At 69.9% G+C, this 24,835-nt stretch carries 24 protein-coding genes; 9 read left to right on the top strand and 15 right to left on the bottom strand.

All coding sequences use genetic code 11. From position 1 onward, the window contains the following. Positions 1 to 159: 159 nt before the first annotated feature. Together ABD999_RS10210 and ABD999_RS10205 are read left to right on the top strand one after the other, a co-directional pair. Positions 160 to 1,260: a ThiF family adenylyltransferase gene (locus ABD999_RS10210; RefSeq protein ID WP_271277616.1), complete on the top strand. Its 1,101-nt coding sequence runs from the start codon at positions 160 to 162 to the stop codon at positions 1,258 to 1,260. Then, positions 1,257 to 2,480, top strand: coding sequence for a hypothetical protein (locus ABD999_RS10205; protein WP_271277615.1), 1,224 nt, complete (start codon positions 1,257 to 1,259; stop codon positions 2,478 to 2,480). The genes ABD999_RS10210 and ABD999_RS10205 overlap by 4 nt, the downstream gene beginning before the upstream one ends. Positions 2,481 to 2,483: 3 nt before the next feature. Here the strand turns inward: ABD999_RS10205 and ABD999_RS10200 are convergent, their stop codons facing one another. Then, entirely contained in the window at positions 2,484 to 3,515 is a 1,032-nt protein-coding gene (locus ABD999_RS10200) for a LacI family DNA-binding transcriptional regulator (protein WP_148035508.1), read from the bottom strand. 123 nt (positions 3,516 to 3,638) lie between these two features. Between ABD999_RS10200 and ABD999_RS10195 the strand changes: the two genes are divergently transcribed. The 3 genes from ABD999_RS10195 to ABD999_RS10185 all read left to right on the top strand — a co-directional run bounded on the left by ABD999_RS10195 (position 3,639) and on the right by ABD999_RS10185 (position 6,740). Next, positions 3,639 to 5,054 carry a pyridoxal phosphate-dependent decarboxylase family protein gene (locus ABD999_RS10195; RefSeq protein ID WP_271277614.1) on the top strand — a complete coding sequence of 472 codons (1,416 nt, stop codon included), beginning with the start codon at positions 3,639 to 3,641 and terminating at the stop codon, positions 5,052 to 5,054. A 14-nt stretch (positions 5,055 to 5,068) separates the two neighbouring features. After that, entirely contained in the window at positions 5,069 to 6,064 is a 996-nt protein-coding gene (locus tag ABD999_RS10190) for an RDD family protein (protein ID WP_271277613.1), read from the top strand. Between the two features lie 205 nt (positions 6,065 to 6,269). Continuing rightward, positions 6,270 to 6,740 carry a hypothetical protein gene (locus ABD999_RS10185; protein WP_271277612.1) on the top strand — a complete coding sequence of 157 codons (471 nt, stop codon included), beginning with the start codon at positions 6,270 to 6,272 and terminating at the stop codon, positions 6,738 to 6,740. 456 nt (positions 6,741 to 7,196) lie between these two features. Here ABD999_RS10185 and ABD999_RS10180 read toward each other — a convergent pair whose 3' ends face one another. From ABD999_RS10180 to ABD999_RS10170, 3 genes are all read right to left on the bottom strand, one after another. Further along, complete coding sequence (locus ABD999_RS10180) at positions 7,197 to 7,403, bottom strand: hypothetical protein (protein WP_271277611.1); 207 nt, start codon at positions 7,401 to 7,403, stop codon at positions 7,197 to 7,199. Between the two features lie 71 nt (positions 7,404 to 7,474). After that, positions 7,475 to 7,924: an ATP-binding protein gene (locus ABD999_RS10175; RefSeq protein ID WP_271277610.1), complete on the bottom strand. Its 450-nt coding sequence runs from the start codon at positions 7,922 to 7,924 to the stop codon at positions 7,475 to 7,477. Further along, positions 7,921 to 8,181 carry a hypothetical protein gene (locus ABD999_RS10170; RefSeq protein ID WP_271277609.1) on the bottom strand — a complete coding sequence of 87 codons (261 nt, stop codon included), beginning with the start codon at positions 8,179 to 8,181 and terminating at the stop codon, positions 7,921 to 7,923. The genes ABD999_RS10175 and ABD999_RS10170 overlap by 4 nt, the downstream gene beginning before the upstream one ends. A gap of 499 nt (positions 8,182 to 8,680) precedes the next feature. On the opposite strand from ABD999_RS10170, the gene ABD999_RS10165 reads away from it, so the two are divergent. Next, positions 8,681 to 9,505 carry a GntR family transcriptional regulator gene (locus tag ABD999_RS10165; protein ID WP_271277608.1) on the top strand — a complete coding sequence of 275 codons (825 nt, stop codon included), beginning with the start codon at positions 8,681 to 8,683 and terminating at the stop codon, positions 9,503 to 9,505. 6 nt (positions 9,506 to 9,511) lie between these two features. Next, complete coding sequence (locus tag ABD999_RS10160; RefSeq protein WP_271277607.1) at positions 9,512 to 10,276, top strand: PP2C family protein-serine/threonine phosphatase; 765 nt, start codon at positions 9,512 to 9,514, stop codon at positions 10,274 to 10,276. Positions 10,277 to 10,369: 93 nt separating this feature from the next. On the opposite strand, the gene ABD999_RS10155 is transcribed toward ABD999_RS10160, so the two are convergent. From ABD999_RS10155 to ABD999_RS10130, 6 genes are all read right to left on the bottom strand, one after another. After that, positions 10,370 to 12,790: a glycoside hydrolase family 2 protein gene (locus tag ABD999_RS10155; protein ID WP_271277606.1), complete on the bottom strand. Its 2,421-nt coding sequence runs from the start codon at positions 12,788 to 12,790 to the stop codon at positions 10,370 to 10,372. A gap of 11 nt (positions 12,791 to 12,801) precedes the next feature. Continuing rightward, positions 12,802 to 13,677, bottom strand: a complete 876-nt coding sequence (locus tag ABD999_RS10150) for an ATP-binding cassette domain-containing protein (RefSeq protein ID WP_219542829.1) — start codon at positions 13,675 to 13,677, stop codon at positions 12,802 to 12,804. Further along, positions 13,677 to 14,618 carry an ABC transporter ATP-binding protein gene (locus ABD999_RS10145; RefSeq protein ID WP_219542828.1) on the bottom strand — a complete coding sequence of 314 codons (942 nt, stop codon included), beginning with the start codon at positions 14,616 to 14,618 and terminating at the stop codon, positions 13,677 to 13,679. Before ABD999_RS10145 ends, ABD999_RS10150 begins: the two co-directional genes overlap by 1 nt. Continuing rightward, positions 14,615 to 15,499 carry an ABC transporter permease gene (locus ABD999_RS10140; protein WP_148035513.1) on the bottom strand — a complete coding sequence of 295 codons (885 nt, stop codon included), beginning with the start codon at positions 15,497 to 15,499 and terminating at the stop codon, positions 14,615 to 14,617. The genes ABD999_RS10145 and ABD999_RS10140 overlap by 4 nt, the downstream gene beginning before the upstream one ends. Further along, on the bottom strand, positions 15,496 to 16,491 hold the full coding sequence (locus tag ABD999_RS10135) for an ABC transporter permease (RefSeq protein ID WP_271277605.1): 996 nt from the start codon (positions 16,489 to 16,491) through the stop codon (positions 15,496 to 15,498). The genes ABD999_RS10140 and ABD999_RS10135 overlap by 4 nt, the downstream gene beginning before the upstream one ends. A gap of 64 nt (positions 16,492 to 16,555) precedes the next feature. Next, positions 16,556 to 18,313 carry an ABC transporter substrate-binding protein gene (locus tag ABD999_RS10130; RefSeq protein ID WP_271277604.1) on the bottom strand — a complete coding sequence of 586 codons (1,758 nt, stop codon included), beginning with the start codon at positions 18,311 to 18,313 and terminating at the stop codon, positions 16,556 to 16,558. A gap of 346 nt (positions 18,314 to 18,659) precedes the next feature. Between ABD999_RS10130 and ABD999_RS10125 the strand changes: the two genes are divergently transcribed. Beyond that, a complete protein-coding gene (locus tag ABD999_RS10125) occupies positions 18,660 to 19,691 on the top strand; it encodes a LacI family DNA-binding transcriptional regulator (RefSeq protein ID WP_271277603.1) in 1,032 nt (343 codons plus the stop codon). 89 nt (positions 19,692 to 19,780) lie between these two features. Here ABD999_RS10125 and ABD999_RS10120 read toward each other — a convergent pair whose 3' ends face one another. Then, positions 19,781 to 20,632 (bottom strand): SDR family oxidoreductase, encoded by an 852-nt coding sequence (locus ABD999_RS10120; RefSeq protein ID WP_271277602.1) that lies wholly within the window; start codon positions 20,630 to 20,632, stop codon positions 19,781 to 19,783. Positions 20,633 to 20,721: 89 nt separating this feature from the next. On the opposite strand from ABD999_RS10120, the gene ABD999_RS10115 reads away from it, so the two are divergent. After that, on the top strand, positions 20,722 to 21,081 hold the full coding sequence (locus ABD999_RS10115) for a winged helix-turn-helix transcriptional regulator (protein WP_148035518.1): 360 nt from the start codon (positions 20,722 to 20,724) through the stop codon (positions 21,079 to 21,081). Positions 21,082 to 21,088: 7 nt separating this feature from the next. Here ABD999_RS10115 and ABD999_RS10110 read toward each other — a convergent pair whose 3' ends face one another. From ABD999_RS10110 to ABD999_RS10095, 4 genes are all read right to left on the bottom strand, one after another. Continuing rightward, on the bottom strand, positions 21,089 to 21,628 hold the full coding sequence (locus ABD999_RS10110; RefSeq protein ID WP_271277601.1) for a DinB family protein: 540 nt from the start codon (positions 21,626 to 21,628) through the stop codon (positions 21,089 to 21,091). 11 nt (positions 21,629 to 21,639) lie between these two features. Next, positions 21,640 to 23,340 carry an alpha/beta fold hydrolase gene (locus ABD999_RS10105; RefSeq protein WP_271277600.1) on the bottom strand — a complete coding sequence of 567 codons (1,701 nt, stop codon included), beginning with the start codon at positions 23,338 to 23,340 and terminating at the stop codon, positions 21,640 to 21,642. A 68-nt stretch (positions 23,341 to 23,408) separates the two neighbouring features. After that, positions 23,409 to 23,969 carry a TetR/AcrR family transcriptional regulator gene (locus tag ABD999_RS10100; RefSeq protein WP_271277599.1) on the bottom strand — a complete coding sequence of 187 codons (561 nt, stop codon included), beginning with the start codon at positions 23,967 to 23,969 and terminating at the stop codon, positions 23,409 to 23,411. Between the two features lie 51 nt (positions 23,970 to 24,020). Beyond that, positions 24,021 to 24,764, bottom strand: a complete 744-nt coding sequence (locus ABD999_RS10095) for a GbsR/MarR family transcriptional regulator (RefSeq protein WP_271277598.1) — start codon at positions 24,762 to 24,764, stop codon at positions 24,021 to 24,023. Positions 24,765 to 24,835: the final 71 nt, after the last annotated feature.

Below are 24,835 nucleotides of genomic sequence, written 5' to 3'. Positions count from 1 at the left end.
AGAAGAAGGAGACCAAGAAGCTTGAGCTCAAGGTCCGCAAGCTGGAGAAGATCGAGACCACCGTTATCCGCGAGCACTTCAGTGCGTGAACCCGGATGACGTGCCGGAGCCGATCGAGCCGCGATCGGCTCCGGCCTTCTATGGAGAAAGAGTGCGTTCATGCGGAAGCCTCGTCTGAAACACGTTCATCTGCCCACGGTCTTCCCGGACGGCCGGATAAGAATCAGTCTCGGTCAGTACGGCGTGGCCACGGAGTTGCAGGACGACGCCGAGGGAAGCATCGCGCGGATCCTCACCCTCATGGACGGCACCCGGGACATCGAGCAGATCTGCGCCGACTTCGTGGCGGACAGCCCGGAGGTGGAGCGGGAGAACGTCCGCGAGATCGTCGAGGCGCTCATCTCCGAGGGGTTCATCGAGGACGCCGAGGCGGAGCCTCCCGCCAATCTCTCCGCAAGGGAGCTGGAGAGGTACGCGCGCGCCCGCCATTTCTACTCCTGGATCGACACTGTCCCGCGGGAGTCCCCCTACACCGTCCAGTCGAAGATCAAGCAGGCCAAGGTTGGTCTGCTCGGCGTGGGCGGCACCGGATCCGCCGTCGCGGCCGGGCTGGTGGCGAGCGGCATCGGCGCCCTTCACCTGGCCGACTTCGACGACGTGCAGGAATCCAACCTGACCCGGCAGCTCCTCTACACCGAGCAGGACATCGGCGAGTCCAAGGTCGAGCGGGCGGTCGCCCGGCTGCGCGCGATGAACAGCCTGGTCAAGGTGACGGGCAGCGAACTCAAGGCGACCGGGACCGACGACATAGCTGCGTTGATGGCGGACTGCGACGTGTTCGTGCTCTGTGCCGACGAGCCGGATCCGGACATAAAGATCTGGACGAACGAGGCGGCACTGCGTACCGGGACGCCGTGGTTCGTCAGTTTCTACGGGGGGCCGATGGCGGTGGTCGGCTCCTTCCACCCGGGCGAGACCGGGTGCTGGCGCTGCATGCGCGGTGACGAGGACCGGAAGAAGCAGGCCACCGGGCAGCGGGATCTCATCACCCACGAGTCGTGGCCCAACGCGGTGATCGCCGCCAGCGCCAACATCAGCGGTCACCTGTGCGCGCTGGAGATCATCTACCACCTCGGCGGCCTGAGCACCCAGGCGCGCGGCCGGATGTTCCACTGGAACTTCGCGGTGTGGGACCACGTCTACGCCGTGGACGTGGTCCGCCAGGACGACTGTCCCGCCTGCGGCCCGGCCGGCGGATGACCGTCGACACGACCGGCACCGTCCGGCTGCGTCCGCTCAGCATCCAGGCGGACGACGACCCGGACGGTGTCATCGTCGGGCGGCCGGAGCTCGGCGAGTTCGTCAGCCTGCCCGCCCTCTACGGCGAGGCGATCCGCCTGCTCGGCGACGGCCTCCCGATCGGCGTGGTCCAGCGCAGGATCGAGGACGAGCACGACGTCGAACTCGATGTCGTGCAGCTCGTTGAGGCACTGGTCGACCTCGGCTTCGTGGCCCGGCTGAACGGCGCGGACCTGCCGGATCCGGCCGGGCAGGCCCCGCCGGCTCACCTGCCCTGGCTGGCCGAAAGGCACGTCCGGTGGCTCTTCGGCCTCCCGATGCGGGTGCTGTGGGCGGTCGTGGTCGGCGCGGCGCTCGTCGCCCTGTTCGGCCGGCCTGATCTGGTCCCGGTGTACCAGGACTTCTTCTGGAGCGACTACGTCGGACTGACGACGCTGGTCAACACGGCGATGTTCTCGGTGGTGATCAGCCTGCACGAGCTGATGCACCTGGCGGCCGCGCGGTCGCTCGGCACCCCGGCGCGCATCGGGTTCGGCACCCGGCTGCACAACCTGGTCGTGCAGACGGACGTCACCGCGATCTGGTCGGTGCCGAGGCGCTCGCGTTACCGCGTCTACCTGGCCGGGACCGCCTGCGACCTCTTCCTCTTCGCGATCCTCATGCTCGTGCTCGCCCACGCGAACCCGCCTGAGGGAGCCGCGGCGTTCCTGCGGACCCTCGCGCTGGTCATCATGCTGAGCGTGCCGATACAACTGCACGTCTACATGCGGACCGACTTCTACTTCGTGCTCGCCGACCTCCTGCGCTGCCGCAACCTGTTCGGCGACGGGCTCGACTACGCCCGCTACCTGCTCCGCCGAGTGGTCACCGTCGTGAAGCGGGCGCGACCACCCGCCGACCCGAGCGCCGAGCTGTCGGCCCGCGAACGGCGAGCGGTGCGGATCTACGCGGTGCTGCTCGTGCCCAGCGCGGCCATCGCCCTCGGCATGTTCGCGGTCTACACCCTGCCGATCATCGTGACCGCCCTCTTCCGCGCCCTGGTGGCCGTCTGGGAGAGCCTGAACGGCGGGCCAGTGCTGCTGGGCGTCGACGGCGGCCTCTTCCTGCTCGTCGAGGGCGGTATCCAGACGCTGTTCCTGGTCACCTTCGTCAAGTCGCACCCCCACTGGTTCCGCCGCTGAGGGTCAGCGAGGGGCGGGGCCGGTGCTCTCTCGTACGACCAGCTGGGGTTCGACCAGGCGGCGGGCCGGCTCCGTGTGGCCCGCCATGCGGTCGAGCAGCAGGTGGAAGGCGTGCCTGCCGACCTCGCCGAACTCCTGGCGGACCGTCGTCAGCGGCGGCCAGAAGTAGGCCGCCTCAGGGATGTCGTCGAACCCGACCACGCTCACGTCGTCCGGCACCCGGCGGCCCGCCTCGCGCAGGGCGCGCATGAGGCCGAGCGCCATCTGGTCGTTGCCCACGAAGATCGCCGTCACCGAGGGGTCGTCGGCCAGGCGCCGGCCGAGCTCGTGGCCGGAGCGCGGGCTCCAGTCGCCCCGCAGCGGCTCGGGGACCGGGCGGCCCGAGGATTCCAGCACCTGCCGCCAGCCGTCGATCCGGTAGTTGGCGTCCAGCCAGTCGACCGGCCCGCCCAGGTGGTGGACGGTCCGGTGGCCCAGGTCGAGCAGGTGGCGGGTGGCCCTGGCCGCCCCGGCGCGCTGGTCGACGGTGACGACGGGGACGGGGATGTCCTCACCGGCGTCGACCGCCACCACGGGCAGGTCGCGCGGCAGGTGGCGCAGGCCGTCGGCGGCGGATTCGTGCGGGGCGAGGATGACGACGCCGTCGACCGCCTGGGCGCGCAGCCGCCGCACCGCCTCCTCGATGGACCGCCTGCTGAGCAGGCTCAGGCTGGCGATGCTGACGCTGTAGCCGCTGAGCCTGGCGGTCTGCTCGATGCAGTAGAGAGTGGACGCGGGACCGTACAGGGTCGTGTCGATGCTGACCACGCCGAGCACGCCCGAGCGGCCGGTGACGAGCTGGCGGGCGGCCAGGTTGGGCCAGTAGTCGAGCTCGCGTACGGCGGCGAGCACGCGCTCGCGGGTTTCCGCCCGCACCCGGTGCGGTGCGTTGAGCACCCGCGAGACCGTCATCGCCGAGACCCCCGCCAGTGCTGCCACGTCGCCCAGCACGGCGGGCCTGCGCGGGGCCTCGGATTCGTCCCCTTTAGCGGCCATGCGCTCACCCCCTAGATTTGCAATAACGCTAACAGGGAGGCAAAGCCGGTTTCGCGCTGCCTTTCCATCGGACGATTGACGGAACCGAATAACAGAATTAGGTTCGGCCGCTGAGGAGGACCATTGAACCTGCCCCGTATCGGGAGGACGGCCGAGGACCTGCTGGCCGAGCTGGCCCGGCTCACCCAGCACGACCTGCCCGTGCGCGGCGGCCAGGTGACCTCCTACGTGTACGACACCGGGCGGCCCGAGGTGCACGACGCGGCGGCCCGCGCCTATGCGGCGATGCTGGAGGTCAACTGCCTGGACCCGACGGCGTTCCCGAGCATCGTCGAGATGGAGAAGCAGGTCGTCGGCGCCGTCGCGGACCTGTTAGGCGGCGGCCACGGCATCTTCACCAGTGGCGGCACCGAGTCGATCATGCTGGCGGTGAAGGCGGCCCGCGACGTGGCCTCCCGGCCCCGGCCGAACCTGGTGCTGCCGGTCACCGCCCACCCGGCCTTCCACAAGGCGGCCCACTACCTGGGGGTCGAGGTCAGGCCGGTGCCGGTGGACCTGGGGACGTTCAAGGCCGACGTGCGGGCGGTCTCGGCGGCGATGGATGATGACACGGTGCTGGTCGTCGCGTCCGCTCCCTCGTACCCGCAGGGGGTGGTCGACCCGGTCGGGGAGATCGCCGCGGTCGCGGCGGAGGCGGGCGTGTTCTGCCATGTCGACGCGTGCGTGGGCGGCTGGCTGCTGCCGTGGCTGCGGGAGGCCGGCGCGGACGTGCCGCCGTTCGACCTGTCGGTGCCGGGGGTGACGTCGATCTCCTGCGACCTGCACAAGTTCGGGTACGCGCCGAAGGGGGCGTCGGTGGTGCTGTTCGCCGACCCGGCGATGCGGCGGCGGGCGTACTTCGCGTCGGCGGCCTGGCCGGGCTACACGATCATCAACGCGACCGTGCAGAGCTCCCGGTCGGCGGGGCCCTTGGGCGGGGCGTGGGCGACTCTGCAGGCGCTCGGCCGGGAAGGGTACGTCGAGCTGGGACGGGCCACGCTGGAGGCGGCGGACCGGCTGCGCGCGGGGCTGACCGGGATCGGCGGGCTGCGGGTGCTGGGCTCCGGGTCGACGCTGGTGGCCTTCACCTCCGACGACGTGGACGTGTTCGTGCTCGCCGACGAGGCGCGGGCGCGCGGGTGGTTCCTGCAGCCGCAGCTCTCGTACGCCGGGATCCCGGCGAACCTGCACATCACGGTCACGGGGGTGACGCTGGCCGGGGTGGACGCGATGCTGAAGGTGATCGCCGAGTCGGCGGAGGCCGCCCGGCGGCTCGGGCCGCCCGTTGTCCCCGACGGGCTGGTGGAGCTGATCACCGGGCTGGACCTGGACGCGCTGGACGACGCGACCTTCGCCGAGCTGGCCGCGTCGGTGGGGGTGGACCTGCGGCCGGGGGCCGGCCAACCTCGGATGGCCGTGGTCAACGCCGTGCTGGACGCGCTCCCGGCCGAGCTGCGGGAGGCGATCCTGGTGCGGTTCCTGTCGGTGATCTACGGGTAGTACCGTTCGCGTTCGTGCCCCCGTTACCGCGCCCCGTCCTCGCCGCCTGGTCGGCCGCCGTCGTCGTCGCCCTCGTACCCACGTGGTGGTTGTGGGAGGAGTGGCTGACGCCGGAATCGCTGGATTCGCTGGAGTGGGTCGGGCTGGAGGATTTCGAGGCCCAGGGCGACATCTACGGCATGGTCCGCCTGTACAGCAGTTCGAGACCGACACCGGTGCTGTCGCCGCTGGTCGGCGACCTCGGCGCGGTCGCGGAGGTCGCGTATACCTGGGCGCTCCCGGCGGTGCTGGTGCTGGCCGGGCTCCTGGGCTGCCTGCGGCAGGGCGATCCGGAGGCGGTGGGGCGGCGGGTCGCGTGGGGGCTGGTGGCGGTGGCGGCGGCCGGGCCGGTCACCGCGCCGGATTTCCTGCTCCCGGTTCTCAGCCCGGAGTGGTTCGTGGCCATGGCCGACTGCTGGGGGCGCGCGCAGGTCTGCTACCTGATCGCGGCCTTGCTGGTGCTGGCCTCCTCGCTCGGCATGCCCCGCCGTCCCGGCCCGGCCGCCGAAGGGACCGGGCTCAGGGCGGCGGCGCTGCTGGCCGATTACGTGATCTTCTGCGTGGCGCTCGGCCTGGTGACGCCGCTGCTCTTCGAGAGCGGCGACTTCCCCGACTTCGCCAGACTCGGGGGGCTGCTCTCCCGCTTGGAGTCCGGGATGCTGCCGGTGGGCACGGATCTGGCCGCGGTGGCGCTGATGTTCCTGTACGTGTGGATCCCGCGCGGCACGACCGTGGGCAAGCGGCTGCTCGGGCTCCGGGTGGAGGGCGCCGGGCCGGGGAAGGCGGCGCTGCGGGCGCTGCTCTTCCCCATCGCCGTGCTGTGGCCGGCCTACGGGGTGTTGTGGCTGGCCGCCGACGCGCTCTGGTCGTTCGCGGACCGGGACGGGCGGATGCTGCACGACCGATTGCTGGGCACTTCAGTCACATTCACCAGGGGGCATCCGGCCACCCTGACGCAACCCATACCGTGAGCCCCCCGTCTTGCCTCGCAGTCAGCGTGGCAGCGATGGTATCGACCTCCGTCGTCGCTCTCGGCGGCACACGACCTGCTCGGCGACGTCGCGGAGTTCGCGCTGCTCCGGGAACAGGGCCGGCTCACCTCGCCGCCCAGACACTGACGATCCGCTGGCCGTGGATAGAGGAATTTCAGAACGTGTTCTGATATAGACTCAGCGCGTGAGCACATGCCATGCCGACGCCGTGACCTTCTCAGAGCTGTCGAGAAATCCCCGATCGGTCGCCGAACGCGCGGCACGCCTCGGACGCGTTCGCGTCACACATCGCGATGCTCCCGACTTCTACCTGACAGCAGCGGACCGTGAAGAGGAGCGCGAACAGACACTGGCCACCGCGTCCCGGCTGTTCCTCGCTCTGATCAAACATGACCCCACAGCGCGGGCGCTGGTCATCGCCATGCCGGAGGTCTTTCCCTGGGTTCGCCACCTGTCCTCGGACGAACTGCGGGCCTTCACCCTGGAACTGGTCGAAGCGCTCTCCGACGCGGCCGAGCTCGACGTCGATGCCACAACCCAGGAGGTCGTCGCGGGCTGGCGAGCCACCGCCCGAATCAAGGCCGACCCTGCACATTACGCCGAGGCCCGCAAGTCCACCAGCGGCGACTTCGGCCCGGTACAGGTTTTCACATGAGTCCGAAACGGGGCGATCGCGTTACGGTACCGCCACCGGATGACGAATGGGATCTCCGGTTCGGCACCGGCGACGCAGTCAAAGGCTGGGAAGAACTGTGTCGCCACGCCTTGGCCAATACGCGCCGATGCTTCGAGATACTGCGAGCCGATCCCCGATCACGCGCAAGTCACGACCGTCAGCATCGCCTGCGCGGTGATCTAGCGACCCATCGTCACAACGGCAAGGACTTGGAGCAGTGGGAGTTCGAGGTGACCAGCGGCGGGCGTGTGCGGTACACCATCGATGACGCCACTCGTACTGTCTGGGTGATATACGCATCGCCTCGACACCCCAAGGACACCGAATAGGCACGGCCGAACCTGGCGCGCCATAAGTTCTGGCGACACGAGCGGCCCCATAGCCGGAACAGGTCGCGTTCCGGGCACTGCGGAATCGCTGCACCCCTCGATAGAGCTACTCGGCCTCGCCGGAGAACAGCTTCTCCCACCACTTCGCGACCTCGCCGTACGAGGTCGGACGACTCTCCTCGACGAACACGACGGTTGACGAACGGTCGGTCCGGCGTATCCAGGCGAGCCCGGCCGCAGCGCAGAACTCGTAAACCCGCGCCCGGCGCTCACAGGTGTGCCGCAGGACTCGGACCCGGCCGAAGCGAGGCAACGGATCACGCCAATCGATCGACTCAGCATCGAACCCACCAGCAGCGGCATGAGGACCGTGAAAGTCACGAGTCACGTCAGAACCTCTTCCGCGTCCTCGAACTCAGGCGTCGGGAGCACGCCCAGCGTGGAAACCTCGGCCCAGACCAGGTTCCACCATTGCGGCACGGACCGGGTCCCCCACCTGATCGCGGTCTGCTCAACCAGCCACAGACCACGACCACCACACTCGTCGTCACCGGACCGGCGAGAACGCGGAACCGTCGCCGCCCCCTCATCGATCACCTCAACCCTGGCCAGCGCGTCGGTGACCTCGTAAACCTTCACCCTCACCAACCCGCCAGGCCGCCCCGACTCGGTGTGCAGCACGGCGTTCCCGGCCAACTCGCTCACGACGAGCCGGGCATCGTCCACATCGCGATGCCCCGCCACCATCAGGGCATCAGCCACCCAGCGGCGAACCAGGCAGACCCAAACCGCGTTCCCCGGAATCGTCAGGTCCACCAGTGCCTGTTCTTTCACTGGGCCACCTCCCACACTCGTTCGCATGCGCTCTCGTCCCGCGCGTCCACGCACCGGTCGCGCCCTCGTCCCCACGAGAAGACCCACTGCTCGCCCCGCAGAGAAGCCCGTACGAGCAACGGCCCCGACACCCGCTGCACAGCGACGCACGGCTCGTCACGCCTCGGCAACTGCACCGAAACAGCCAGCCCACGCCTCGCCAGGCCCCACGCGAGCTGCGTCAGGTAGTGGAACTGCACCTGCTCACGAGTCGGCATGGAACGTTCCAGAGCGTTCTCTCTTCGCTTGCGTCGCATTTGATCCAACCGCCCTTCGTGCGCGGAGCCGATCCAGCCCGACCACTGCAGCCAAAGCAAACTGCACACGGCGCAAGGCCAATGACGACCCCGCCGAGCCACCGAAGCAGCCCGCCCGGCCACCCCGTCGGCCACCTGGAGAACAGCGCGAGCGTTGACCGCCTGCGTCTCGGCCGGTCCGGCGCGGCAGCCGGCGGCCAGGGCCGGGGTTGCTCTCATCCCCATCGGAGGGGTCAGGGACAGAGGCGCTGCGGGTTGCCGAGGTGGGGCAGGCGGAGGTGCCGCTGGTAGCGGAGCCGCATGTCGGGCGGTTTGCGCAGCTTGGTGTGCTGCTTGTGTCTACTGTCTCCTTGTACGACGTAATGTCCGGGGACAATCCTTAGACTGTCTGGGACAGTAGTGGCGCGAGAGGGAGTCGTGTCAAGGATTGATCGGGGACAATCTTGGAAAGGGAGGAAGCATGCAGCACTCGCGCTATCTGGACATCGCAGCGGAGATCAGACGCAGGGTCGAGGCCGGCGAATGGGAGCCGGGCTCCCACCTTCCGCGACTCAACGATCTCGCGGCCGAGTATGACGCGAATCGCGACACCATCGGCCGAGCCATCGCCGCGCTGGAGTCTCAAGGCGTGTTGTGGGCCGTACAGGGCCGCGGCATCATCGTCCGGCACGGGATGATGCGCCTTCGCAGACCGCGTGGGAACCTGGTGAAGCGCAACAGGGCCACGCCCAGCGCCGGTTACTCCTTCCCCTCGGCCTCCGGCCAGGAGAAGTGGAAGCACCACATCACCCCCTTGGCAGGCCACGAACCACTGACCGACCCGAGGATCGCCAAGCTGCTGGGCGTCGAACCGGACACACCCGTCATGCGCCGGTTCCGGGTCACCGGGCCCGAGTCCGAGCCGCCCTTTCAGATCAACATCTCGTGGATACATCCGCGGGGAGTGACCGACGCCCCCGAGACGGCGTCCGAGGACCCCGGCCCAGGCCACTGGCTGCACCTACTGGAGAAGGCCGGCCACTGGCCGATCAGTTGGACCGAGTTCCACCGGGCACGCACCCCGACCCCCGACGAGGCACGCCTGCTGGAGATCCCGATCAGCCTGCCCGTCCTGGAGATCGTGCGCGTAGGCACATCCGGAGCGGACGGCAAACCGATCGAGGTCACCGAGTACATCGTCGCCAGCGACCGGGTAGAAACCGTGCACGTGCTGCACCGAGACGAGTCCGCGCAATCCCCGTGGCCCGATGACCAGCGTCGCGGCCAGATCGAGACCGACAGGTGAACGCCCATGAGCCGCCTCACCGTTGAAGCGTCCGCCCGGACACACATCGGGCTCGTACGCCGCCACAATGAGGACGCCGTATACGCAGGTCAAAACCTGTTCGCGGTCGCCGACGGCCTCGGCGGGCACGCGGCCGGCGACGTGGCCAGCTCCACGGTGATCGACACCCTGAAACCGTATGACCGCGTGCACTCGCCGCCGGATCTCCCTGACGTACTCGGGCAGGCGATCCACTCCGCGAGTCTGGCGCTGCGCAACAGGATCGAGATCGACCCGGACGCCGCGACCATGGGCACCACCCTGGTGGCCATGCTCTGGTCCGGGACGACCGTAATCGTGGCCAACATCGGCGACTCGCGGGCATACCTGCTGCGAGATGGCGACCTGACCCAGATCAGCGAAGATCACACCTACGGTAATCTTGTGGCGGACGCGGCCGACGTGCCCAATCTGCCTGAGAAGATCGCAAGATTTCTCGACGGCCGCGCCGACGGGCGCTCCCCCGACCTGAGCCGGCGACAGCTCCACTCGGGAGATCGATATGTGCTGTGCTCGGACGGCTTGAGCGGCGTCGTGCCCACCGGAGTTATGCGGGCTGTTCTGGACTCGACCACTGATCCAGGCGACGCGGCCGAGCGGCTGGTCGCGCTGGCTCTGGAGAGTGGCGGGCCGGACAACATCACCGTGCTCGTCATGGACGTACGCAGCGGCGGCGACGATCCGGTGGTGGAGGCCGACAAACTGCCGACCTCCACGTCGGGCCCAACATAACCAGCGTGTCGGCAGAAGACATCGTGGAGTTCGGGGGCAACGGCGACCGGGCCGAGGTTGGCGAACGGCTGCTCGTCCTCGCGACAGGTGCGTTCAGCCTCGGTCCTGATGCGTTTCGCGTACCTCGTTGACGCAGCGGAGGACCGGGGGCGAGGTGAGCGCCGACGGGTCCAGGGCGGCGTCCGAGGTGACGAGGAAGGTGGCGGTCTCGCCCGGTAGGAGGGTGACGAGCATGGTGTCCACCGACGCGGCGGGGTCCAGGCGGTCCGGGAAGAGGGCCAGATCGCGGAGGATCGTGCGGGCGGTGACCGTCACGCGGTAGCCGCCGTCCACCCGGTCGGCGGAAGCGTCGTAGGACGCCGGAGGGAAGGCCACGGCCGGGTCCTCGGCGAAGAAGGACAGGGTGCGCGAGTCGCCGAGGCGGACCGAGAGGAGTTCGCGGGAAGGGTCGTCGGGGGTGGCGACCGAAGGCGGGAGCGGCGCCCGCGCCACCGACCGGGGTTCCGCCGAGACCTCCAGGACGTCCTTGGCCAGCGGTTCCCCGTCCAACCCGAGGCGCGTGACCAGTAGTGAGCCCTGCCACGCCGTGCCCGAGTCGTTGACCACCGCCACCGAGGAACCCTGCACGGCGAGCAGCCGGTCGGCGTAGAGGCGGCGCAGCGCGTACCAGAGGGGTTTGCGCCTGCCGTCGCCGTCGACCGCCGCCCAGGAGGTGACCGGCCAGCAGTCGTTGAGCTGCCAGACGATCGTGCCCATGCAGTACGGCGCCAGCGCGCGGAACCGCTCGACGCCGAAGGTGATCGCGCGTGCCTGGTTGAGCTGGGTCAGGTAGTGCCAGTCGTCGAACGAATCCGGCGCGGGCAGGTGGTCGCCGAGGCCGCGCAGCAGCTTGCCGTTGCCGTCGTCGGCCTTCTGGTGGTGCAGGACCAGCGGGGCGTCGGCGGCCAGCTCCCCGGAGACGGCGCGGCGGAGCGTGGCGTACGCGGGCGGCCCCTGGAAGCCGAACTCGGCCACGAACCGGGGCGTGTAGGTCGCGTAGTGGCGGTAGTCCTCCCGGTTCCAGACGTCCCAGATGTGGATGGTGCCGGTGGACGGGTCCTGCGGCGGGGCGGCGGGGTCGGCCGAGAACGGGCTGCCGGGGATGTACGGGCGGGTCGGGTCCAGCTCGGCCACGATCGACGGCAGCAGGTCGTGGTAGAGGCCGCCGCCCCAGCTCCGGCCCGCCAGCTCGTCCTGCCAGCCCCAGTCGGCGTGCCCCTCCAGGTTCTCGTTGTTGCCGCACCACAGCACCAGGCTGGGGTGCGGGGCGAGCCTGGTCACGTGCTCGCGCGCCTCGGCGGCCACCTCCGACCGGAACGGCTCCTCCTCCGGATAGGCCGCGCAGGCGAACGGGAAGTCCTGCCACACCAGCAGCCCGAGCTCGTCGGCCAGGTCGTAGAAGTCCTCGCTCTCGTACAGGCCCCCGCCCCATACGCGCAGCAGGTTGACGCCCGCGCCGACGGCCTGGCCGAAGCGGGCGGCGAGCCGGTCGCGGGTGATCCTGGACGGGAAGCAGTCGTCGGGGATCCAGTTGACGCCGCGGGCGAACACCGGCGTCCCGTTGACCACGAGCCTGAACGCCTCCCGTTCCAGCTCGACCGTCCGGAACCCGATTTTCCCGGTCCACGACGACTCCCCGAGCCGCACGGCCAGCTCGTAGCGGTGCTGCTCCCCGTACCCGCGAGGCCACCACAGCCTGGGCGAGGGCACGGTCAGCGGCACGACGGCGGTCCGCTGACCGGCGGCGAGCCGCACCTCCGCCGAGACCCCGGCCACCTCGGCGACCAGGGTGAGCGGCGCCTCGGTGGCGCGCTCGACGCTCACGTGCACGTCCACCCGGCCCGAGCCGTCGGCGGCGACGGTGGCGAGCGGGCGGACCGCGGCCGGCCGGGCGCCGGTCCAGCTCTCCAGCCCGATCGGGCGCCAGATGCCGGCGGTGACCAGGGCGGGCCCCCAGTCCCAGCCGAAGTTGCAGGCCATCTTGCGGATGAACGCGTACGGCGCCTCGTAGGCGCCGGGGCGGGACCCGAGCGCGGCCCGCCGCTCCTCGGCGTACTCCAGCGCCGAGCCGAAGGTGACGGTCAGCGTGTTCTCGCCCTCGCGCAGCAGGTGGCGCACCGGGAACCGGTAGGAGCGGTGCTGGTTGGCGGTGGCGGCGACGCGCACCCCGTTCAGGGCGATCTCGGCGACCGTGTCCAGCCCCTCGCACACCAGGTCCGTGCGCTCGTGCTCGTCGCCCGACCAGGAGAACACGGTGGTGTACGTCCACGCGATGCGGCCGATCCAGGCCAGCCGGTTCTCGTTGTCGTCCAGGTACGGGTCGTCGATGAGACCGGCGGCGAGCAGATCGGTGTGCACGCAACCGGGCACCGTGGCGGGCACTGTGGCGGGCACTGTGGCAGGCACTGTGGCGGGCACGTCCCCCGATGCGGCCGACAGGACCCAGCCGTCGTGCAGGGGTCGGTACGAGCTCACGTGGTTCTCCTTCAGCAGTCGTCGAGCTTGGCGCAGGCCACGAAGTGACCGGGCTCGGCCTCGTACAGGCCGCCGGTCGCGCCGCGCTCGTGATACAGGCAGGTCTCCACCGGCGGGGCGTCCTCCCACGGGGCGTGCAGCCGGGGGACGGACGACAGGAGCTGCCTGGTGTAGGGGTGCAGGGGGTCGTCGAACACCTTGTGCGTCAGCCCCATCTCGACGACCGCGCCGCTGCGCAGCACGACCGTGCGCTCGGCCAGGTAGTGGCCGAGCGACAGGTCGTGCGTCACGTACAGCACGCTCAGCCCGCGGCCCTTGAGCTCGGCGAGCAGGTTGAGCACGTCGATGCGGGTGGAGGCGTCGAGCATGCTGGTGATCTCGTCGGCGATCAGCAGCTTCAGGTCGAGCAGCAGCGCCCTGGCGATCAGCAGGCGCTGCAGCTGGCCGCCGCTGAGCTGGTGGGGGAACTTGCCGAGCACCTCGCGCGGGTTGAGCCGCACGTCCTCGATGGCCGAGTGGACCCGTTCGGTCCACTCCTTGCCGGGGACCGACGGGTAGTAGCTGTCCTTGATCAGCTGGAACACCCGGTCGGCCTTGAAGACCGGGTTGTAGCAGCTGAACGGGTCCTGGAAGACGCCCTGGACGGACCGGTAGTAGTCCCGGCCCGGCTTGACGGGCACGCCGTCGACGGTGATCGTCCCGCCGGTCATCGGGATCAGGCCGAGGATCATCTTGCCGATCGTGCTCTTCCCGCTGCCGCTCTCCCCGATGAGGGAGACGACCTCGCCGGGCCGCACCTCGAAGCTCACCGCGTCCACGGCCGTCAGCGTCCGCCCGCCGAAGGTCCCGACCTTGTAGACCTTGGTGACGTTCTCGACTTTCAGCATCAGGCCTTCCAGCACGCGACGAAGTGGTTGGGCTCGATCTCGTTCACCGGCGGCTCCTCGGCGCACTCGTCGCCGGCCAGCGGGCAGCGGTCGCGGAAGCGGCAGCCCTGCGGCGGGTTGAGCAGCGACGGCGGGCTGCCCGGGATGCCGGCCAGCTTGCGTTCCTCGTAGCGGACGCCGATCTCCGGCAGCGAGTTGATCAGCAGCTTCGTGTACGGGTGCTTCGGCGCCTTGATCAGTTTCTCCGACGGCGCCTTCTCCGCCAGCTTGCCCGCGTACATCACCATGACCGTGTCGGCGATGTGCGAGGTCAGCGCCAGGTCGTGGGTGATGAAGATCATGCTCTTGACGTAGCCGCCGTCGCGGAAGCCGAGCAGTGCCTTGGCCACCGCCTTCTGGGTGGACACGTCGAGCGCGGAGGTGATCTCGTCGGCGATCAGCAGCGCCGGGTCGAGCAGCGTGGAGATGACCATGACCATGCGCTGCTTCTGGCCGCCGGACAGCTCGATCGGGTAGCGGTCGAGCACCTCGCGCGGCAGCCCCACCATGCCGATCCGGCTCTCCAGCTCCTTCCTGTCGAGCGTCACGCCGCGCGAGCGGAGCAGCTCGGTCACCATCCTGCCGATCCGGCGGGTCGGGTTCATGGCGCTCATCGAGTACTGCGGGATGAGCGAGATCTCGTGGAAGCGGTAGTCGTTCATCGCCCGGTCGTCGCCGATCGGCAGCTCGCGGCCGTCCAGCTCGACGGTGCCGCCGACGTGGCGCATCCGGCCGTCCATGCGGATGAGGCTCTTGCCCAGCGTGGTCTTGCCGCAGCCGGACTCGCCCGCCAGGCCGAGGATCTCCCCGTCGTCCATGGTGAAGGAGACCCCGTCGAGCGCCTTCACATCGCCTCTGAGTGTCTTGTAGTGCACCCTCAGCTCGCTGACCCGCAGACTCATGTTTCCCTCAACTTCGGGTTGAAGACCTCGTCCAGACCGACGTTCGCCACGTACAGGGCGCCGACGACGGCGGTGATGGCCGCGCCCGGCGGCACGAACCACCACCAGAGGCCGAGCTGGAGCGCGCTCCACTGGGTCGCGTTCTGCAGCATCAGCCCGAGCGAGACGCCCTCCGTGGGCCCGAGCCCGATGAAGTCCAGCGAGGCGGCGATCAGCACCGAGCTGCCGAACAGCAGGATGAACGTCATGAACAGGTAGGAGCTCATGTTCGGCGCGATCTCCCGCGCGATGATCCTGGGCGTGCCAACCCCGCTCAGCCTGGCCAGGTCGACGAAGTCCCTGGACCGCAGCGAGAACGTCTGGGCCCGGATCGCCCGCGCCGCCCACGGCCAGGAGGTGAGGCCGATGAGCAGCGCCTGCATGCCGACGCTGCGGATGCCGAGGTAGGCGTTGATGATCAGCAGCACGGCCAGGGTCGGGATGACCAGCACGATGTTGGTGAGCATGTTGAGCACCTCGTCCACCATCCCGCCCCGGTAACCGGCGACGAACCCGATCACCATGGCGATCACGGCCGCGATGCCGCCGCCGATCGCGCCGGCCAGGATCGTGGTCCGCAGCCCGTACACGAACTGGACGAAGACGTCCTGTCCCTGTGTGGTCGTCCCGAACCAGTACTCCGACGAGGGCGGCAGCATCGGCATCGCCACGTACTCGTTGGGCGCGTCCACCCCCAGGATGACCGGCCCGAACAGGCCGGTCAGCGCGAGCACGAGCACGATGGAGAAGCCGATGACCAGTTTCGGGTTCCGTACGGCGAAGTAGAGCGCCTCGCGGCGCACCACGCGCTCCTCGGTGGGCAGTGCCGTCGTCGCGGTCATGCCTGCGCTCCCGCCATCCCGGTGCGCGTGCGTGGGTCGATGAGCACGTACACGATGTCGATGATGAAGTTGGCCACCAGCACCCCGATGACGATGAACATGAACGAGCCCTGCAGCAGGAAGAAGTCCTGGTTCTGGATCGCCTTGAGAATCAGGCTGCCGATCCCCGGATAGGAGAAGACGATCTCGGTGACCAGCGCGCCCGCGACCAGCACGCCGAGCTGCAGCGCCAGGCCGGTGATCTGGGGCAGGATCGCGTTGCGGTAGGCGTAGCGGCGGATCAGCTTGGCCGGCGCGCCGAGCGCGGCCAGGTAGTTGGAGTAGTCCGACTCCAGCTCATAGATGATCATGTTGCGCATGCCGATCGCCCACCCGCCCAGCGCCACCAGGAACAGCGACAGGAACGGCAGCGCCCAGTGGTGCAGCAGGTCCAGGAAGAACGTCCAGGACCAGCTCGGCGTGAGCGAGAAGCTGTAGCCGCCGGCGATCGGGAACCATCCGGCCACCACGCCGAACCCCCAGGCCAGCAGCACGGCCAGCCACATGTACGGGGTCGCGGTGAGGACGTAGCCGACCGGCAGCACGGTGTTGTCCAGCAGCTTCCTGCGCGCGGCGAACGCGCCGAACCGGTTGCCCACCCAGTAGCTGAGCAGCACCGCCGGGATCATCAACCCCAGCGTGTACGGGACAGCGCCCATGATCAGGTCGGTCACCGGCACCGGGAAGACGTAGATGCTGATGCCGAAGTCGCCCCGGAAGAGCGCGCCCCAGAAGTTCAGGTACTGCTGCCAGATCGGCTCGTCGAAGCCGAAGAGGTTGGTGTAGTAGACCCGCATCGCCTCGACGGCCTCGGGCTGTGAGACGCGGGCCCTGGCCAGCATGCTCGCGACCGGGTCGCCGGGCATGAAGCGCGGGATCACCCAGTTGACCGTGACGGCGGCCACGAAGGTGAGGCCGTAGATGAACAGTTTCCTGCCGAAGTATTGGCGCACGAAGATCTCCCCAAGGGACCCCCTCCGCCCGGAGGACGGGCGGAGGGGGCGCCGTTGTGTCAGGTCAGCCGGCCGCCGGCTGGAGCTGGGTCAGCGTCTCGAAGCCGCCGAGCTCCATCCAGTTGCGCCACATCGTGGGCGCGTGCTTGGGGGCGCCTTCCGCCGCGGAGGGCCAGTTCTTCCAGGTGGCGTTGCTGGCCTGGGCCCACATGCCGTTGTACCAGAGCGGGATGATCGGCATGTCGTCCATGTGGATCTTCTGGATCTTGGAGATGACCTCCTTCATCCCCTCGACGTCGTCCGTCTTGACCTTGTCGAGCTGCTGGACCAGCTCCCAGGCCTCCTTGTTCTCGTAGCGCCCGAAGTTGGTGGTGTTCTGCACCTTCCGGATCGGGAGCTGGAACATGTAGTCGTAGTAGGTCCACGGGCTGCTGGACAGCTGGCGCTCGTTGTTGATGACCAGGTCGAAGTTGCCCTTGCCGCGCTTCTCCACCAGGGCGTTGAAGTCGGGGAACTCGGGGGTGATCTCGATGCCGGCCGCCTTGCCGCTGCTGGAGATGACCCGGGCCGCCTCCATCCAGTCGGTCCAGCCGGTGGGCACCTCGATGGTCAGGCTGATCTTCGAGCCGTCCTTGTTCTCCACCAGCCCGTCGCCGTCGCGGTCGCGGTATCCGGCGTCGGCCAGCATCTTCTTGGCCTCGTCGGTGTTGAACGTGAAGCCGTCGGAGCTCACCACGGCCTGGTCGACGAACTGGTCCCACTGCGGCAGCAGGCCGGTCGGGCTGGCCGCCTTGACCAGGTTGCCGTAGACGCCCTCGACGATCTTCTTGACGTCGACCGAGGTGGCCAGCGCCTTGCGGAAGGCGGGGTCGTCCATCGGCTTCTTGGTGGTGTTGGGCACCAGCCAGGCGGTGTTGGCGGACAGCATGTACGGCGGCTCGTCGTAGTACGAGGTGATGCCGAAGTTGCCGTTGATCAGGTTCGCCACGCCGGGCATGAAGTTGTTGCTGAGGTCCAGGCCCTTCTGCAGCAGCATGCCCATGGCGACCTCGTTGCTGGGGTTCGCCACGTCCACGATGTACTTGGGCTTGGGCTCCATGCCGAGCGCGGTCTTGCCCCACCAGTCGTCACGCTTGACCCAGACCACGCGGTCCTGGTCGTGGCTCTGGTACTTGTAGGCGCCGCTGCCCACCGGGTTCTCGTTGACGCCGTTGAGCACGTCCTCCTCGGAGCGGCCGGTCCACACGTGCTCGGGGACGATGACGCGGCTGTAGAGGTTGAAGTCCCACTCCTGGTAGTTGGCCTCGGAGAAGGAGAAGCGGACCGTCTGGTCGTCGACCGCCTCGACGTTCTCCAGCCAGTCCCAGATGTTGTGGAACGGGACCGTCTCCATCTTGCCGAGGCCGTAGGAGAAGGCGACGTCCTTGGCGGTCAGCGGCTTGCCGTCGGCCCAGGTGACGCCCTGGCGGATCTTGGCCTCGTACGTCTTGTCGTCCGTCCAGCTGCCGCTCTCGGCGATCCAGGGGACGAGTTTGCCCGCGTTCGGGTCGTAGTGGAAGAGCGTCTCGTACACCAGGCCCTTGGTCCCGGTGGCGGAGTCCCACTCGCGGATCGGGTTGAAGTTGGCCGGCGGGCCCCACTGGGTGCCGGTCGTGTACAGCGTCTCGTTGCGGGGCAGCGCGCCGGCGTTGCCCTGGGCGGGCGGGCTGCCCGCCTGGGAGGTCGCGGGTGTCGGTGCGGCGGTGCCGCCGCCACCGGTACAGGCGGCTGCGGCCAGGCCCGCCGCGAGGAGCGGTATGAGAATCCGCGCCCGGGTCTGCATCTGTGCTCTCCTTCCCCCGCCTCGTCGGCGGAGGTCGACCGTCTGTCCAACCCCCGAACGTTGGGCGGCCCGGGACATACGCCGCCGCACGGCCGTCCGCTGCTGCCTTGTGGGAGCGCTCCCGAAATGTCGCGGACGGCTTGTCGCTGAACCGGATAAGTACCGCGACGGTAAAATCGGCGCGACGATCGCGTCAAGGGTCGTAACGAGTTTGAGATGCAGCTTTCGGAGGACCGGTTAAGCCGAGGGAGCGCTCCCAAGGACGGTTTCGCAGGTGCGCGCCCCTCTCGCCGGTAGTAAGGTGCGTTCACGTACCTGACTAACCGGTTCACATCCAGGGGGCTCGGTGAAGCGACCAACGATCGCCGACATCGCGCGCAGGGCGGGGGTCTCCAAAGTGGCCGTCTCCTACGCACTCAACGACCGCCCCGGCGTGTCGCCCGCGAAGCGCGCGGCGATCAAGGCCATCGCCGAGGAGATCGGCTGGCGGCCCAACAGCGCCGCCCGCGCGCTCAACGGCGCGCAGGCCCGCTCCGTCGGGCTCACCCTCTGCCGCCCCGCCCGCATCCTCGGCGTCGAGCCGTTCTTCATGGAGCTGATCAGCGGCATCGAGACCGAGCTGTCCGCCCGCTCCTACGCCCTCATGCTCCAGGTCGTCACCGCCCCCGAGCAGGAGACCGAGGTCTACCGGCGCTGGTGGGGCGAGGGCCGCGTCGACGGCGCCATCCTCGTCGACCTGCGCTTCTCCGACCCCCGCGTCACGGCGCTGCACGAGCTCGGCATGCCCGCCGTCGTCCTCGGCGACCCGTCCGAAGCCGGCGCGCTCACCCCCGTCTGGGCCGACGACGCCGCCGCCGTCCGCGAGACGGTCGAGTATCTGCACGCCCTCGGCCACCGCCGCGTCGCCCGCGTCGCCGGGCTGCCCGACCTCGTCCACACCGTCCTGCGCGACCAGGCGTTCACCGCCGCCTGCCGGGAGCTCGGGCTGGAGTGGCACACGATCATGCACACCGACTACACCGGCGAGGAGGGCGCCCACGCCACCCGCCGGCTGATGAGCGCCGCCACCCGCCCGACGGCCATCATGTACGACAACGACATCATGGCGGTCGCGGGCATGTCGGCCGCCGACGAGCTGCGGCTCCGGGTGCCGGCCGACCTGTCGATCGTGGCCTGGGACGACTCGCCGCTCTCCCAGATCGTCCGGCCCGCCCTCAGCGCGCTCACCCGCGACATCCCGGCCTACGGCGCGCACGCGGCGCGGGCGCTGCTGTCACTGATCGAAGGACAGGAGGTCGAGGCCATCCGCGACCAGGCCCCCCGCCTCGTCCCCCGCGGCAGCACCGCCCCTCCCCCGGCCGCACAGCGGCCTGGCTAACCCTGCCGACCACGAGGCCGCCGAAGCGGAACAAGCTCAGCCATCGAGCTGACCAAGGGGTCTCAGCTTGGGCACATCGAGAGCTCGGGTCAGTGCTTGAGCGCGCTCGTGATGGCCTCGGCGAGTGGGGTCGGGGGCCGGCCGATGAGCTGCCGCAGGTCGTCGGAGGTACGGGTGAGCAGGCCGCGCTCGATCGCCCGGTCGATGTCGGCCACCAAGTCCGCCACCGGCTCGGGCAGCCCGGCGCCCAGCAGGAGGCCCCGGTGTTCCTCGGTGGTCAGGGGCCGGTACTCGACCGCCCGGCCCGACTGCTTCGACAACTCGGCCGCGAACTCGGCGAAGGACCACGCCGTGTCGCCGCACAGCTCGTACGCCCTGCCCTCGTGACCCTCGCCGGTGAGGACGGCGACGGCCGCGGCAGCGTAGTCGGCCCGTGAGGCGGTGGCGATCCGCCCGTCGCCGGCGGAGGCGGTGACGGCTCCGCGTTCCAGGGCCTGGGGGATGGTCTCGGTGTAGACCTCGTGGTAGAAGCCGTTGCGCAGGAACGTGTACGGCACCCCGGCGTCGAGGATGGCCTGCTCGGTGGCCTTGTGGTCGGCGGCCAGGACGAAGTCGGCCTCGGGCCCGCCGAGCACGCTGGTGTAGGCGAGCAGCGCCACACCCGCGTCGCGGGCCGCCTCGACGACGTTGCGGTGCTGGGGCTCGCGCCGCCCCGGCTCGCTGCCCGAGACGAACAGCACCCTGTCGCCGGCGCGGAATGCCTCACGCAACGCCTCGGGCTCGTCGTAGTCGGCGACCCGCACCTCCACACCCCGCTCGGCTAGACGGGCGGCCTTGTCCTTGTCGCGGACCACGGCGGCGACCGGCTTGCCCGCCTTCAGCAACCCGTCCACGACCAGGCCGCCGAGGTGTCCGGTGGCTCCGGTGACGACGAAACTCATGATGCGTGATATCCCTTCTGCCGTTTCCGCCCAGCTTAGGCAGGAAACTCACTCTGGAAGGAGTACACACTTCAAAGTAAGGTACTGACATGAAAGTAAGGGTCACGGAGGAGACGTGCCCGTACCGGCTCGTCCTGGAGCACGTCACCAGCCGCTGGGGCGTCCTCATCCTGCTGGCGTTGGAGAAGCGCACCCACCGCTTCAGCGAGCTGCGCCGCGAGATCGGCAGGGTCAGCGAGAAGATGCTCGCCCAGACCCTCCAGACCCTGGAGCGCGACGGCTTCGTCCGCCGCGACGCCCGTCCGGTCATCCCGCCCCACGTCGACTACTCCCTCACCCCCCTCGGCCGCGAAGCCGCCACCCAGGTCCGCTCCCTCGCCGAATGGACCGAACGCCGCCTCCCGGCCGTCCAGACAGCCCGCGAGGAGTACGACTCCGCGAAGGGCTGATCGTCGCCTACTCGCCCGTGAGGCCGTCGATCGACTCGCGGATGAGGTCGGCGTGGCCGTTGTGGCGGGCGTACTCCTCGATCATGTGGCACAGGATCCAGCGCAGGTTGGGGGTGTCGCCGTTGGGCCAGGTGCGGCGGGCGAGTTGCTCCGGGCCGCCGTCGGCCAGCGCATCCTTGACGGCGGCGCGGGAGCGGGTCACCGCGTCCTGCCAGAGCTCCATGAGCTGCTCCGGCGTGTCCTGGCCGGCCGAGTGCCAGTCCCAGTCGCGGTCGGCCTTCCAGTCGACCGCGTCCCACGGGGCGTGCGCGTCGCGGCCGTGCAGGAACGCCGAGAACCAGTAGTCCTCGACGTAGGCCAGGTGTTTGATCATGCCGCCGAGGGTCATCGAGGAGGCGGCGACGGTCACGTTCAGGCCGGCCGCGTCCAGGCCGCCGATCTTCCACTCGAACGTGGCACGCTGGAAGTCGAGGAAGCCCAGGAGGGTGCCGGTCTCGTCGGCGTTGACAGGAGGCTCTGGCCTGCCCTGCTCGTCTATGTTCGTCATGATCGGTGAGTCTAGAGGCCGATTCTGGGCGGTGTGCCCGCGCCGGCGAGCGCGTGGACGAGGTCGTCCGGATGGGTCAGCTGAGGGTAGTGGCCGGCTCCCTCGATCACCGTCACCGGCCTGTCCACGGGCGTGACCAGCGGGTCGGCCGAGCCCACGACGATGTCCACGGGCACCGTCACCCGGGACAGCGTGCTCGCGAGGTCGGCGCGGGCGGCTCGCATGGCGGCGACGACGCGGCGGGCGTGACCGGGGCGGGCGAGGTTCGCGGCGGCGCTGACGGTGGCGGGGCTCTCGGGGACGCCGAGTGCGCGGGCCAGCCGGGCGGAGGTCATGCGCCGCAGCACGGGGACGGCGAGCGAGGAGCGCCGCGGCCACGGGGCGGGAGCCTGGAGGAACGCCGGGGCGACCAGCACGAGGCGGGAGAGGCCGTCGGGATGGGCCGCCGCGTGACGGATGGCAGGACCGCACGCCAGGGAGTGGGCCACCAGCGTGGGCCTGCTCCCGACCGTACGGAGGAGCTCGGCCAGCCAGTCCTCCAGAGGCCCGTCGGCGGGGGACGACCGGCCGAGACCGGGCAGGTCGGCGGCGAGGACGGGGGCGTCGAGCCGTTCGACCATCTGCGACCACGACGCGGAGTCGAACGGCAGCCCGTGCAGCAGGACGTGGGACGGGTGCTCGCGCTCCCCGGTCAGCCACGTCGCGCTGCCCGCGACCCGGTGGAACCCGTACGGTCCGCGCGGCGGGGCCGACGTGCCGAAGCCGGTGGCGACGAGGTCGTCGGCCCACCGCTTGAGCGCCGGTCCGACCGGGGGCATGGGACGCCTGGCGACGGCCTGGGCGGAGGCGGTGTCGTAGCGGTCCGCGGACAGGAAGGACAGGGTCTCCGGCTCGGCTCCGGTGATCGTACGGGGGAGGCGCCGCAGCAGCCCGACCGGGATCGTGCGTTCCGGCGCCGGGACTCCGAGGTGTGCGGCGATCAGCTTGACGAGGTCGGGCAGGTGGGGTGTCTCCTCGTCGAGCACCCAGTAGGCGTTGCCCTCGGTCCTCTCGTCCGCGGGGAGGTCGGCGAGGAAGGCGGCGAGATAGCCGAGGTCGACCACGGGCACGAACACCTCGGGGCCTCCCGGGACGGCGGGCAGCCGGCCGCGCCAGAGGTCGGACACCAGCGAGGCGAGGCCGATGAACTGGCCGGGGCCGATCACGGTGGCCGGGTTGGCGATGGTCAGCGGGATGCCCCGCTCCTGGGCGCGGGCCCGTACCGCCGTGTCGCCCTCCCGCTTGGACCCCTCGTAGGCGCCCAGCCTGCGGTAGTCGGGGGCGCCGCCACCGCTCACCCGGTATCCGCTGATGTGCACCACCCGGCGCAGGTACGTCAGGGTGGCGGCCCAGTCGAGGACGTTGAGCGCACCGGTGACGTTCACGGCTCGCGCCTCCGTGACGCCCAGGCCGAAGGCGAACCGGGCGGCGGTGTTGTAGACGTCGCGTACGTCTGCCAGGTCGTCCGCCAGACCGAGGCCGGGGCGGGTGATGTCGGCGGTCACGACGCGGAGGCCGTCGAGGGGGACGTCGCGCTCGGCGAGTGCGGACGCCAGGCGGTCTCCCCCGCCGCGGACGGCGGCGGCGACGCCGTGGCCGCGCCGCAGGAGCTCCTCGACCAGGGCACGGCCGACGAAACCCGCGGCGCCGAAGACGATCGAGTCGGGTCGCATGGCAACTCCTTGAAAATAGATCGGTCTACATATTTTGAGGGCATGGGTCGGCCGGTCCCGGCCGTCGTTCACAGCAGGGCGGCGACCTTCCGGGCCGCCCGGTCCAGAGGCTCGCGGCTGCGTCGCGCTCTGGCCAGCAGCAGCGCGCCCTCGATCAGGGCCAGGACGGTCGTGGCGGTGTCGTCAGCGTCCGGATGCCCGCCGGCGGCGAGCCGCTCCCGGAGGATGGCCTCCCACGAGTCGTAGACCTCGGCGCAGACCTGCTGGAGGGCGTCGTTCCCGGCCGCCATCTCCAGGGCGACCGTGGCCACCGGGCAGCCCTTGCGCCAGCCCGACGCCTCCAGCCGGTCGGCCAGCAGGTGGATGACGCCGGTCACCAGGGAGACGGTGTCGGGGGCGGTGTCCGCGAGGTCACGCACGGCCTGCTCGATCTCCCGGCCGGCCCGCCGCAGCGCCTCGGCGACCAGGTGGTCCTTGCCGCCGGGGAAGTGGAAGTAGAGCGATCCCCTGGGCATGCCGCTGGCGGCGATCACCTGGTTGAGCCCGGCGGCGGAGTATCCCCCGGCCTCGATCAGCTCCTGCGTCGCGTCGAGCAGCCGCGCCCGCGTCTGGTCCCCTTTGCGTCCCACACGAGTGAAAATAGACCGGTCTTCATATAAAGCGCAACCGTCCGGCAGTTCTCACCTGCGCACGCCGGGCCCGTCCGCGCGTTCGCCCCGGAGGGCCGGTTTCTGCTGCCACCGCTCGATGACCTGCCGGAAGGCCTCGCTCAGGAGGAGGAGGAGTTCGGCGGAGGTCTCGAAGCGGGCGCCCGCCGGCGTCGTGACCCCCAGGATCTCGGCCCCGCGCCGCGACGCGGCCGCCAGGGCCTCGTTCATCCGCAGAGCCGCGAGGAGGTTCGGGAGCCAGATCTCGTCGTCGACGACATAGCGTTCGCGACGCGCGCCGGGAACCCGCTCGCGCCTCAGCATTCCCTGCTGTTCGAGGAAGGCGATGGCGTGCGAGATCGACGCCGGGCTGACGCGGAGCCGCTGGACCAGGTCGGCGGCGGTGAGCGTGCCGGAGTCCGTGATGTACAGGCAGGCCAGCACCCGGGCCTCCATCCGGGGCAGCCCCTGCTGGACGAGAAGCTCGGTGAAGGACTCCGTGAAGTCGAGCACCGCTCGGGGATCACGCCCGTGGTCGTCGTCGGGGATCGGCGGCGCCGGCGGCCGGGACGGCTTGTGCCGGCGCGCACGATGCCGCGCGGCCTCGTGGGCCCGGTCCGCACGGTAGTCGTCGGGCCCGCCGTTGCGGGCGACCTCCCGCATCACGGTCGAGGCGGGCCGCCCCAGGCGCCGGCCGATCTCCGCGTATCCGAGCCCCTCGGCCAGCCCCTCAGCGATGTGCCGACGGTCCTCGTCAGTGAGTCTGCCTCCGGGCATCGGTGTTCGTCTCCCATCCGCCGGCATGCGCGCGCTCGCTGCACAGTATGCATTCACTCCGAGCCTGTTGC

Origin of the sequence: Nonomuraea ferruginea (assembly GCF_039540635.1) — a bacterium.
GTDB classification, from domain to species: Bacteria; Actinomycetota; Actinomycetes; order Streptosporangiales; family Streptosporangiaceae; genus Nonomuraea; species Nonomuraea ferruginea.
Note: the sequence above shows the minus strand (reverse complement) of the source record. Positions and strands in the feature narration are given on the sequence as shown.